Source organism: Mucilaginibacter sp. OAE612 (assembly GCF_041806395.1).
In the GTDB taxonomy this organism is placed as follows: Bacteria; Bacteroidota; Bacteroidia; order Sphingobacteriales; family Sphingobacteriaceae; genus Mucilaginibacter; species Mucilaginibacter rubeus.
The window spans coordinates 145,635-157,849 of sequence record NZ_JBGMUW010000001.1; the positions used below are offsets into that span (position 1 = coordinate 145,635).

The following is a 12,215-nucleotide window of genomic DNA, read 5'->3' on the forward strand; positions in this document are numbered from 1 at the left end:
ATGTTGAGGGTTAATCCATGAGCGCACCCACGTAGTAGTTTAAATAATCAATTTCAATATTGTCTTTGGTGGCGCCTGCAATTTCAACCGGGCTCATTTGTTTTGTTGGGGTGATGAATTTGTATTCGCCGCCCTTTACACGTACCCTGATGGGCATATTGAAATCTTTGGCTTCGGCTATCCAGCGGCAGTAAAGCTTGTTTTCATGGCTGGTAAATTCAAGCACCGGAAGGCTGCGGTAATGCAGGTATTGCTCAAAAACAGGCGAAAGGTCCATGCCCGATTGTTGGTTGATGAAGTCCACCACATCGTCATAGGTAACTGTTTTATGATAAAAAGTTTTGTTAAGCCCGCGCAGGATGCCGCGCCATTTTTCATCATCATTAATAACAGTGCGGATCATGTTCAGGAAAATAGCGCCTTTGGAGTACATATCGCCCGAGCCTTCTTTGTTTACATTGTAAACGCCAACTATAGGGCCGTCATTATTAATGGTGAGCCTTAAACCGTAGTTATATTCCTGTCCGGCTTTTTTACCCCAGTTATCCTCCACAAAAAGTGATTCGGAATAACAGGTAAAGCTTTCGTGGACCCACATATCGGCAAGGTCTTTATCGGTTATATTATTGCCAAACCATTCGTGCCCGCTTTCGTGCACGATGATGTAATCCCATTTGCTGCCCCATCCAGTGCCCGATAAGTCATAGCCCATATAACCATTCATGAAGTGATTGCCATAGGCTACAGCTCCCTGGTGCTCCATGCCCAGGTGCGGGGTTTCAACCAGTTTATAGCCATCTTCATAAAAAGGGTATGGGCCAAACCAGTGCTCGAAGGCTTTCAACATAGGCTTAACATTGGCGAAAAATTGTTTTTTTGCTTTTTCCAGACTGGTTGGCAAAACCCAATAATCGAGCGTAAGCTTGCCTTTTTCGCCCATGTAGGTGTCTTCAAAATGAGTATAATCGGCAATGTTGGCAGCAACATCGTAATTGTTGATCGGGTTGGCCACAAACCAGTCGAACCGGGTATAGCCATCCTTAAGCTGCGTCACCTTACGCAGGCGGCCGTTCGATACATCTTTCAGACCTTTTGGCACACTGATGCTGATCATCATGCTGTCCACCTCATCGGCCAGCTGGTCTTTATTAGGCCACCAGATACTGGCGCCAATCCCTTCGCAGGCGGTTGCCACAAAGGGTTTGCCTAATGAATCTTTTTTAAATACCAGTCCCCCATCCCAGGGCGCGTTTTTGGCAATGGTCGGATTGCCCGAATAATAAACGGTAAACTCATCTTTACTGCCATTAGTTATGGTTTGTGGAAAGTTGAGGAACGCAGCGTTGCCATCGCGGGTGAAAGCAAGCTCTTTGCCCTTGTAAACAACTTTGGCGACATTGAGATTGGCAAACAGATCGAATTGCAGTTTATTAAAATCCTGTGTAGCCGTGAATTTAAATTGATTGCTGCCGCTGATAAACTTTTTGTCGATATCAATTTTAACATCAAGATGGTAATAGTTGATATCGTAACAAGTGCGCAAAGGCGTGAGCATTCCGCGCAGCGAATCGGCATGAGTGAATTGCTCTTTTTCCTTCAGGAGCTGCGCCCTTGCCGGTTGGGCAATTGTTGCTACGCCGAGTAAGGCGAATGCTGCAAAATATAGTTGTTTTATTTTCATGCGCTTAATTGTGTCAGGTTAAAGGATCTATAAAACTAAGTTAAAGCTTATTTACCTTAAACACTTGGCCGGATTGGACGGTCCGGCCAAGTGTTTAAGGTAAATGGAGAAAGACTAATCTCTTATCTCCAACCTCTAATCTCTACTTCAGCACCTGTACATCAATGTAACTGTCGTTATAAACGGTTTCGGTAGCCTTGATGTAATCGCTTTCGTCTGCTTTATACGGGTTTTCCACGAATTTTTGCGGATTACGTGCCACTATCGGGAACCAGGTGCTTTGTACCTGGATCATGATACGGTGACCTTTTTTGAAGGTGTGCAGCACATCCTGCAGGCGGAAATTCACATCGGTTTTCTGATTAGCTACCAGTGCTTCCGGTTTTTCAAAGCTGTTACAGAAACGTGCCGGCATTACTTCCGAACGTACCATTTGCCAGTAATTGCTCAGGATAATGTTTTTATTGGGCATGTATGAGTTGTTGGGTTCATCAGGCGGATAAACGTCAATCAGTTTAACAACAAAATCGGCATCGGTACCAGTGGTGGCTATTTTCAGGTGCGCCATGATCTCGCCGCCAAGGGTAACATCATCGTTTAATACTTCGCTCTGGTAAACCAGCACATCCGGGCGGCGGCCTGCAAAACGCTGATCTTCGCTCATGTAATTGTGCGGCGTAAAGCCCATGGTAGTGGTATTGTCCTCGGTATAAGGAACCGGTTTAAGCGGATCGCTGATGTATGAAACAGAGCCTGCGGTTGCAGGCTGGGTATTTACAAGTTTACCATCGGCACCTAAAAACATTTTTTCATGTACAGCATTGGCGGCAGGCCATTTATCAAATGTTGCCCATTCCTTTTTACCAGTATTAAACATGTAAGCATTTGGTAAGCCGGAATTTTTATCGCCCTTACCTTTCAAAAAGTGGTTAAAGAATTTGGCTTCAATATTTTTTTGATAGAATGTAGCCACGCTATCACCAAAGTAAACATTGCTATGCATGGTATGCCCTGTTTCGCGCGACCAGCGGCCGTGACCGAATGGTCCCATTACTATGGTATTATATGCATTTGGATCGGTTTTGTTGATGGTTTTATAAATAGCCAGCGGACCGGTTAGATCTTCGGCGTCAAACCAGCCGCCAACCAGCATCACCGCAGGTTTTACTTTGCCGTAATGTTTCAGCAAACCGCGTTTTTGCCAAAACTCATCGTAGTTAGGATGATTGATAGTTTCCTGCCAGAAGAAGTTATCATGATAAAATTTATCGGCATTTTTTAGCGGGCCAAGATCTAATAAATACTGGTAACCATCTTTGCTATCGGGTTTAAGCATGGTGTACCAGGCTTTGCTGGTTGTATCAGTTTTTTGAACACCAAATACCGGGAAGGTGAAAAAGTACCCCTCAATGAAAGCGCCGTTGTGATGAAAATCGTCAAAAAAGAAATCGGAAATAGGTGCCTGCGGTGATGAGGCCTTTAGCGCCGGATGGTTGGAGAGGATACCGGCTGCGGTATAAAAACCAGGGTACGAGATACCATACTGGCCAACCTTGCCATTGTTGTTGGCTACGTTTTTAACCAGCCAGTCGATAGTGTCATAAGTGTCGGAGCCTTCGTCAACATCTTTTTTGCTTTTTTTGTTATCGACAACCGGCGTCATGTTGGTCCAGGTGCCTTCGCTTTTCCAACGGCCGCGTACGTCCTGGTAAACAAAAATATAGCCCTCTTTCATCATAATTTCAGACGGGCCAAGCCTTGCCGGATATTTGTCCTCGCCGTAAGGGGCGATGCTGTAGCAGGTACGCATCATCATCATCGGGTACTTATTTTGCGATGAAGCATCCTTTGGGGTATAAATAGAGGTGAACAGTTTTACACCATCGCGCATGGTGATGTACACCTCTTTTTTGGTAAAATGCTCCTTTACATAGTTGCTTTGAGCATTAACGCCGGTATATAGCAATACCAGCACAAAAAATAAGTTAATTTTCTTCATAAGATCAGTCGTGTTAAATTGGGTTAAATTGGGTTAAATTTAATAAAGAGTTAACGATAAACCGATTTATCAATGGTTCTGTTACAAAATGGGATAAAATGTGGTTGGTATGGGATAAATCTGAACCATGATTTATGGGATTAAAGGATTGTCGCGATTTTGTCTGAATTAAATGAATTTATTGAATTTGCCTGGTATTCTGATAATTCCTTAATTCGATAAATTCAGGTTCAGACAATAATCCTTAACTTTGCCCACCATAAAATACACACTACTATGCAATATGATGTTATAGTTATAGGTTCGGGCCCCGGTGGTTATGTAGCCGCTATCCGCTGTGCCCAGCTTGGTTTAAAAACCGCAATTGTTGAAAAGTATAATACCCTTGGCGGTACCTGCCTTAATGTAGGCTGTATCCCGTCGAAGGCACTGTTGGATTCATCTGAGCATTACCACAATGCCGCCCATGCTTTTAAAACCCATGGCATCAACCTTAAAGATCTTTCGATAGATTTTGGACAGATGATTAAACGCAAGCAGGAAGTTGTTGATGCGAATACCAGCGGTATCAGCTACCTGATGAAGAAAAACAAGATCGACACTCATTTTGGTGTAGGATCATTTAAAGATAAAAACACCATCACTGTTAAAAAGAACGATGGTACTGTTACTGAGATCACCGGTAAAAACGTGATCATCGCTACTGGTTCAAAACCATCGGCATTGCCATTTTTGCCTATCGATAAAAAACGCATTGTTACATCAACCGAAGCATTAAGCCTGAGCGAAGTGCCTAAACACCTGGTGTTGATCGGTGGCGGCGTTATCGGTTTGGAACTGGGTTCGGTTTATGCCCGTTTAGGCGCCAAAGTATCTGTAATTGAATTTATGGATGGCATTATTCCAACTATGGATAAGGGCCTTGGCCGCGAATTACAAAAAGTACTGACCAAACTGGGTATGGAATTTTACCTGGGCCATAAAGTTACAGGTGCCACAGTAAAAGGTAAAGAAGTAACCGTTAGCTGTGATACCCCAAAAGGCGAAAAGCTGGAATTAAAAGGCGATTACTGCCTGGTAGCTGTTGGTCGTATAGCTTACACCGATGGTTTAGGTTTAGAGAATATCGGTATTACCGTTGAAGAACGCGGTCGTAAAATTACGGTTGATGAACACCTGGAAACCAAAGTTAAAGGTGTTTACGCCATTGGTGATGTGATTAAAGGTGCCATGCTTGCTCACAAAGCTGAAGATGAAGGTACGCTGGTTGCCGAAATTATTGCCGGCCAAAAACCGCATATTGATTACAACCTGATCCCGGGCGTGGTTTATACCTGGCCAGAAGTTGCAGCTGTTGGTCAAACAGAAGAGCAGCTGAAAGCAGCCGGTGTTAAATACAAAACCGGTTCGTTCCCGTTCAAAGCAAGTGGTCGTGCCCGTGCCAGCGGTGACCTGGATGGTTTTGTAAAAGTATTGGCCGATGCCACTACCGACGAAATTTTAGGTGTACACATGATTGGTCCGCGTGCTGCCGATATGATAGCCGAAGCTGTTGTGGCGATGGAGTACCGTGCAAGTGCCGAAGATATTTCGCGCATGAGCCATGCCCACCCAACCTATACCGAAGCGATGCGTGAAGCATGTTTGGCTGCCACTGAAAACAGGGCGATACATATTTAATAATTTCGGATATCGGATTTTCGATGTCGGATTTTTAATTTCAAATATTTAAAGGCGGTTATCATTTGATAGCCGCTTTTTTAATTTTAAGTTAGCGGTAAATACTTCGGCTATGAAAGTAATAACCTGCTCCTTATTCGCATTTTTTATTTTGCTTGGCTGTGTAGTTCATGCGCAAACCAAAAAAATTAAATCAATACCTGATATTGAGGTTTACGACATCAACGGAAAGCATACCACGCTAAAGCAATTAGGCCAAAATAAAGTGCTGTTTATTGATTGCTGGTTTGTGCCCTGTCCGCCTTGTTTTCGTGAAATGGGCATGCTGCACAAGCTTTACGCCCAATATAAAGACAATAAAAAATTTTGTTTCATAACCCTATGCCAAACCGATAGCGGGATAGTTAAGCGGTTTATAACACAGGATAAATCGATGACTAACTTTGTTAACCTGTATAAACATTACAGTATGCGGGACGATTTTAAATTGCCTGTATACTTTATACCGGGTTGTAACGAAAAGATCTATACGGGCAAGGTATTAGCGAAATATACGCCCGATGATAAAACCAAATGCCCCGACAGGCAGTTTGGTTTCAAGGGATATCCAACAGTTTTTATTTTTAACAAACAGGGAAAATTGATCTTCAAAAAAACGGGATATGGCGAACATGAAGAAATCAATACCCAAAAGATGGAAAACCTGATAGCCCGGAGTATTGCAGCTAACTAATATGAATCTATTAGCAAACACAGGAATTGTATTATCAACCATTGCACTAATGGAACTCATCTCCTGGGCTATGCACAAATATCTTTTCCACGGACCTTTGTGGTTTATACATAAAACACATCATCAACAAAGGCATGGTCGGTTTGAATTGAACGACTTGTTCAGCGTAGGCTTCGCTGGTTTTGCTTTATGGCTGATATGGATAGGGCATTTAACTCTGGACTACCGGTTTTGGATTGGTACTGGTATCAGCATCTACGGTATCATTTATTTCATTTTCCACGACTGGTTTATCCATAATCGTTTCAAAGCTTTTAAAAGTGATAATCGTTATTTGGCCGGCATCCGCCGGGCGCATAAAATTCATCATAAGTCGACGGAGAAATATCCATCGGAAGAGTTTGGGTTGTTGGTGGCGAGCAGAAAGTGGTTTAGGAAATGACTATTTTTTATTGAGCTCGGCTATCTTTTTATCTGCGCTTGCTTTTGCTTCATCGTTGCCATATTGTTTCACAAGCTGATAGTATTTGAGTGCATTGGGTTTATTTCCTTGCAATTCGTAACAATAGGCAATGTTATTTAAAACGATGTAGTCATGCGGTGCCAGTTTTTCGGCTTTCAGCAATGTCTCCAACGCGCGAGGGTAGTCCTTTTTGGTAAGATAACTGATAGAGAGATCGGAAAGACTGACAACATTATTTGGCTTGTATTTCAAAATGGCCAGGGAAATATCACGGATATAATCCATGTTTTGATCGCCGGCGTTATTTAATTGGATGATATAAGTTTGAATATTGCTAAGCATAAAATTTTCCGGATCTTCAACTGGTTTGCCCCCACTCCAGATCCATTTAAAACCGATAGTTTGGCCGTAGTTAACAGCCTTGATAATTTCTTCTGAAAAAGCTTTGTAGTTTTCAATTTTGCCGAGCAGATAAACTTTGCCGAAACGCATGTCCAGTCGCGCCGGAAATTTACCTATGCCGGTATCAATATATTCGAACCCCTTATTCAGATAAATTAAATTATAAGAAGTTTGGCCACCACCAAGATAGCCGGCAACTTTGCCCGTACTATCGGTAAGCTGAAAACTTTGACCCGCCGGCTGGTCTTTTTGAAGGCTGAGTACTTCGGTTAGCCCCTTTTTGGCATAATAATTATAGCTGGCTATATAAAAATCAGGATCATTTATACCGGTCTTTTGCCAGGCTTGTAATATTTTAAATGCAGCGGCGGTATCATCTTTAGCAACAAGAGCCTTAAAATCGGCCATGTAGTTTTGGGCAAAAATTGGCTGAATAAAGCAGGTAACAGCTATCGATAGAAATGTTAACTTAAGTTTCATTGTGACAGGAAATAGATTTTTGAGTGAATATACAAATCTCTTAAAACTATTAATGCATTTTGTTAAAGGCTGAAATAGAATACGCAGATTATTACCTTTGCCTCCAACATCTATGAATATCCTCATCGTAAACAACACCCCAATTCCTGCTACTAAATATGGCGGTACCGAGCGTATCATCTGGTGGCTTGGCCGCGAGCTGAACCGATTGGGGCATCAAATTATTTATCTGGTAGGTGCAGGCTCAAGCTGTCCATTTGCGAGGGTGTTGATCTACGATCCGGCTGTTGACATAAACCAACAGGTGCCCGATGATATTGATGTGGTTCATTTCCAGTTCCAGGTGAGTGGTTTTACTAAAAAGCCATATATCGTAACTGTTCATAATAACCCTGGTGGTTTGCAATTAGATGTTAACTCGGTATTTGTGTCGGCCAATCATGCACAAAGGCACGGCTCAACAGTTTTTGTGCATAACGCGATAGACACTGCCGATTATCAAGAACCTATGCTCGATAATAAGCGCACCCATACCCATTTTCTGGCTAAGGCAGCCTGGCGGATTAAAAATGTAAAAGGGGCCATCGATGTAGCTACCATGAGTGGTAATAAACTGGTGGTACTTGGAGGTACCCGCCTCAACCTGAAAATGGGATTACGCTTTACACCCAACTTAAATGTCCGTTTCAAAGGGATGGTGGGCGATGAAGCGAAGTCAGTTGTAATGAACAGTTCAAAAGCCCTGCTTTTCCCGGTGCTGTGGCATGAGCCATTTGGGATAGCTATTGTTGAAAGTCTTTATTTCGGCTGCCCGGTTTTCGGTACACCTTACGGCTCGCTGCCCGAGCTCGTACCTACGGAAGTTGGTATGTTATCGGCAAGTAAAACAGAATTGGCTACCGGACTTAAAAACGTTGAAAGTTTTAATAAACAATATTGCCATCAATATGCTGCCGATAATTTCAGTATCGGCAAGATGGCAAAGGAATATTTAGCCCTGTACGAACGGGTTTTGAACGGTCAGGTGTTAAATTCAGTCAAGCCCGAACTGATCAACCATGATCAACCCAAATACCTGCCCTGGAATAATTAAAATTCAGCTATTTTTGGGCATAAATATTTTTAGTGGAGAGTACAGCAGCTTCAATTTTTTCATCGCAAAAACGGCCTTATTTTATTGTGCTGTTATTAGCTATCGTGCTTAATGTAGCCGGTATCGGCATCAAATTCTTTACTGATGATGGGGCGTTGTATTCGGCCCTGGCCCGGAGCATGGCACAAAGCAATAACTTTACCGATCTGATGTATCACGGTGCCGACTGGCTGGATAAACCGCATTTCCCCTTCTGGATTATCGCTATCAGTTTTAAGATTTTCGGCATCAATACTTTTGCTTATAAATTGCCCGCCCTGCTGTTCTTTTTCATGTCGGTGGCGTACACTTACAAGCTTGCCAAAAAGTTTTATGGCGATGAAACAGCTATTATCGCTATCCTGATCCTGCTTACCGCTCAACACAGCGTAATGTCAAATACGGATGTACGTGCCGAGCCTTATATTATGGGCTTGCTGATGGGCGCTGTTTATCACTTTTATAAGGTAAAAGAACGGTTCAGCATGGCCCATGTGCTGCTGGCATGCATATTTACTGCCTGCGCAGTGATGACTAAAGGCATCTATCTGCTCATCCCGATAGGGGCGGCTATCATCGGCGATTATTTATTTCAAGGAAATATCAAAGGCGTGTTCCACTGGAAATGGCTGCTCTCGTTTATATTGGTGGTGATATTTACTTTACCCGAAATTTATTCAGTGTATACCCAGTTTGATCTTCACCCCGAAAAAGTTGTTTTCGGTCGCACCGGGATTTCCGGTATCCACTGGTTCTTGTGGGACAGCCAGTTCGGGCGTTTCAACAATAACGGTTACATTACGAATACACACGGCGACAAACTATTTTTTGTTCATACCCTGCTGTGGGCTTTCGCGCCATGGGCTATTCTTCTGTTCTATGCACTATATGCTACCGTCAGGAAAATGATTAAACGCATAACCCAGCCCGAATATCTGTGTATCTCGGGAAGCGTATTAATGCTGCTGATTTTTTCAGCTTCCAAATTTCAGCTGCCATTTTACACTAATATCCTGTTCCCGTTTTTTGCTATTATAACCGCGGTTTTTATTAGTTCATTAAAAGCTGGCGCCGGGTTAAAGTTTTTCAAGATGGCTCAATATATCATGACAGGGCTTTTATTGATTGCTGTTATTGCGCTTAATTTCATTTTCGCGCCCGAATGCTGGCCTGTCTTTGTTTTGTTGATTGCAGGGTTTATTGGGTTGTCCATCTACATTTACAAAAAGCCAACACCAATTTATCAGCCTGTGTTTTTATTTACCTGCGCCGTGTCTGTTTTAGTGAATGCCTACCTGGTGACCGTAGCTTATCCTATTATTGTTGATTACCGCGGGGATCTTTCGGCCGCCGAATACCTCAATCAAAATTACCCGCGGCAAAAAGTAAGTGCCGCGGTTTTATCAAATACCTTCGATTTTTATTACAAAGGCGAAGCGACCTATAGTAACGTTGATGATATTCTAAAAACAGACAGTCTGAAAAGCCGGATTATAGTAGCCGATGAAAAAGCGGTAGCCGAATTAAAAGACAAAGGGATTGCTTATACTATAATAAAAGCTTTCCATGATTTTCCTCATGAAAATCTGAGCTTGCCCTTTATCATCAAAAAGAAGAGGAGTACCACTTTGGATCAATTTTATCTGATCAGGATCAGGTAGAGCAATGCCCGCTATAAATTGGCAATGCCCAAATTAACAACTACCTTTTTGTTTAAACGTCTTGACGGGAGCAACTATTTAGGCCAGGTTTGTAATTATAGGGTGATAACACATAACAATCAAAAGGCTGTCCCTGGGGCAGCCTTTTGATTGTTTTAAATAAATTTACCAGCCCGGATTTTGTGTTAACGCGGGATTAAGGGTAATTTGTTGTGCCGGGATCGGATATAAATAATTTTTTTCCGAAAAATTGCGCGCTGTATTGTCAAGGATCAGCTGACCGTTGGCATCTAACGCGTTGGTAGGAGCAGGCTTTAAAGGGTTTGGTCCAACATCGGCCTGCGTACCTTTAAATTTAATACCTACCGGCCACGGGCTTACAAAAGCACTGATGTTTCCATAGGCGGTACCGCCGGTGTTGCTAACCAGGTCGGTAGCGGCACTATGCCAGCGCTTGATATCGTCAAACCTGAAGTTTTCATAATAAAGTTCAATAAAGCGTTCCCTCCTGATCTCCGTACGCAGATCCAATCCGTTTTCACCTGCGAAACCATTGGTTAATGGCGGCATATTTTTATTAACACGCAGACGTACCAGGTTGAGCGATTTGTTGAGATCGGCATCTGTTATGGCACCGTCACGTTCATAAACCGCTTCTGCATAGTTTAGCAATACTTCGGCATAGCGGATCACCGGGTAATCTTCCGACTCTTTGGTATCCGGACAGTTGCGTTCGGTTACCCATTTTTGATTGGTATAACCGCCAATCTTAACAACTTTTCCCATAGATAAAGCAATATCAGCGGCGTCATTTAGCCAGGTTACCCGGTAATTGGCGTTACCGTACCAGTAGTACATATTGTTAACCTGGATAGTATACTTTAAACGATTATCGCGGTTTATAAATTCCGATCCGTAACTTTCAAAACCCTGGAACAGGAGCGATTTCTCAATAGGCAATCCATCCTGGCATAAAAATGCGTTCACGTATTTATGCTGAGGCCCAATCTGCGTTCCCTGCCGGCTGATATTTGTTCCGATTGTTTTGCTCACATCGTCATAACGGTACGATAAAAGGTACTCATGATTAGCAGTTTTGGTAACGGAAGCCGGGTTTGATTTTGGATTTTCGAGGATAAAAAGGTATTTCTGCGCAGAGTCGCCCAATATGGTACTATTACCGCCCAGGGCATTTGAAGCCGGGGTACCGAAAAGTGCAAATTGATTGCTGGTTATCACCGCGTTGGAAGCCGTGGCCGATTTATCGAGCAGCATATTATAACGGGCAGCATCACCGTTTCTGAATTTTTGCCATGTGCCTTCATAAAGTGCAACCCTTCCTAAAAACGCTTGCGCGGCAGGTTTGCTCACCCGGCCAAAATCTGCAGAATTGGCTAAGATGGATGCAGGCAGATTTGGTATGGCTGCTTCCAGATCGGCAACAATCTGATCAACTATCTGATCGCGTGATGCCCTGGTTCCATAAAGTTCGGGCGAATCAAGGTTTAGCGTTTTGGTGATCAGCGGAACCCCGCCATACAATTGCAGTAATTCAAAGTAGCAGTAAGCCCTGAAAAATTTGGCTTCGGCAACAAACTGGCTGATGCTGGCCTGATCGGGGAAAGTGGCGGCCTTTTCAAGTAAATAATTGCAATTCCTGATCCGGGAGTAATTATTATTCCAGTACGAATCACTTGCCGGTACTGTATTGATACCTGCGCCATACACGCCACCTCCGCCAAATACATCGGCACGCCCGTCATAATGAGGGTTATCTGCAAACGAATTGTTGAAATTACGGAGATAACCATAATATTGGTTAGCAAATGTTTTAAAATCACTGGCCGACTTAAAATATGCCGCATCCGATAGCTGGTCCTGTGGTTTAAGGTTAAGTGACTTGTTGCAGGCGAACAAGCCTGTAACAATAATTATTGAAAGGATACTGAAGATCCTCCGGTAAATATTTTTCATAATCATTTCA

At 43.0% G+C, this 12,215-nt stretch carries 9 protein-coding genes; 5 read left to right on the plus strand and 4 right to left on the minus strand.

Features of this window, described 5'->3' with window-relative positions:
- Positions 1 to 10: 10 nt before the first annotated feature.
- The gene (locus ABID99_RS00585) at positions 11 to 1,681 is read right to left on the minus strand and encodes a M1 family metallopeptidase (protein ID WP_373612551.1); all 1,671 of its coding nucleotides are present in this window, start codon (positions 1,679 to 1,681) and stop codon (positions 11 to 13) included.
- A 142-nt stretch (positions 1,682 to 1,823) separates the two neighbouring features.
- Complete coding sequence (locus ABID99_RS00590; RefSeq protein WP_373612552.1) at positions 1,824 to 3,680, minus strand: CocE/NonD family hydrolase; 1,857 nt, start codon at positions 3,678 to 3,680, stop codon at positions 1,824 to 1,826.
- 276 nt (positions 3,681 to 3,956) lie between these two features.
- On the opposite strand from ABID99_RS00590, the gene lpdA reads away from it, so the two are divergent.
- The 3 genes from lpdA to ABID99_RS00605 all read left to right on the plus strand — a co-directional run bounded on the left by lpdA (position 3,957) and on the right by ABID99_RS00605 (position 6,535).
- A complete protein-coding gene (lpdA, locus tag ABID99_RS00595) occupies positions 3,957 to 5,360 on the plus strand; it encodes a dihydrolipoyl dehydrogenase (RefSeq protein WP_373612553.1) in 1,404 nt (467 codons plus the stop codon).
- Between the two features lie 112 nt (positions 5,361 to 5,472).
- Positions 5,473 to 6,093: a TlpA family protein disulfide reductase gene (locus ABID99_RS00600; RefSeq protein ID WP_373612554.1), complete on the plus strand. Its 621-nt coding sequence runs from the start codon at positions 5,473 to 5,475 to the stop codon at positions 6,091 to 6,093.
- A gap of 1 nt (position 6,094) precedes the next feature.
- Entirely contained in the window at positions 6,095 to 6,535 is a 441-nt protein-coding gene (locus ABID99_RS00605; protein WP_373612555.1) for a sterol desaturase family protein, read from the plus strand.
- Here the strand turns inward: ABID99_RS00605 and ABID99_RS00610 are convergent, their stop codons facing one another.
- Positions 6,536 to 7,438: a tetratricopeptide repeat protein gene (locus tag ABID99_RS00610; protein WP_176627864.1), complete on the minus strand. Its 903-nt coding sequence runs from the start codon at positions 7,436 to 7,438 to the stop codon at positions 6,536 to 6,538.
- Positions 7,439 to 7,550: 112 nt separating this feature from the next.
- On the opposite strand from ABID99_RS00610, the gene ABID99_RS00615 reads away from it, so the two are divergent.
- Positions 7,551 to 8,531, plus strand: coding sequence for a glycosyltransferase (locus ABID99_RS00615; protein WP_373612556.1), 981 nt, complete (start codon positions 7,551 to 7,553; stop codon positions 8,529 to 8,531).
- A 32-nt stretch (positions 8,532 to 8,563) separates the two neighbouring features.
- On the plus strand, positions 8,564 to 10,231 hold the full coding sequence (locus ABID99_RS00620; RefSeq protein WP_373612557.1) for an ArnT family glycosyltransferase: 1,668 nt from the start codon (positions 8,564 to 8,566) through the stop codon (positions 10,229 to 10,231).
- A 165-nt stretch (positions 10,232 to 10,396) separates the two neighbouring features.
- Here the strand turns inward: ABID99_RS00620 and ABID99_RS00625 are convergent, their stop codons facing one another.
- On the minus strand, positions 10,397 to 12,205 hold the full coding sequence (locus ABID99_RS00625) for a RagB/SusD family nutrient uptake outer membrane protein (RefSeq protein WP_373612558.1): 1,809 nt from the start codon (positions 12,203 to 12,205) through the stop codon (positions 10,397 to 10,399).
- Between the last annotated feature and the right edge of the window lie 10 nt (positions 12,206 to 12,215).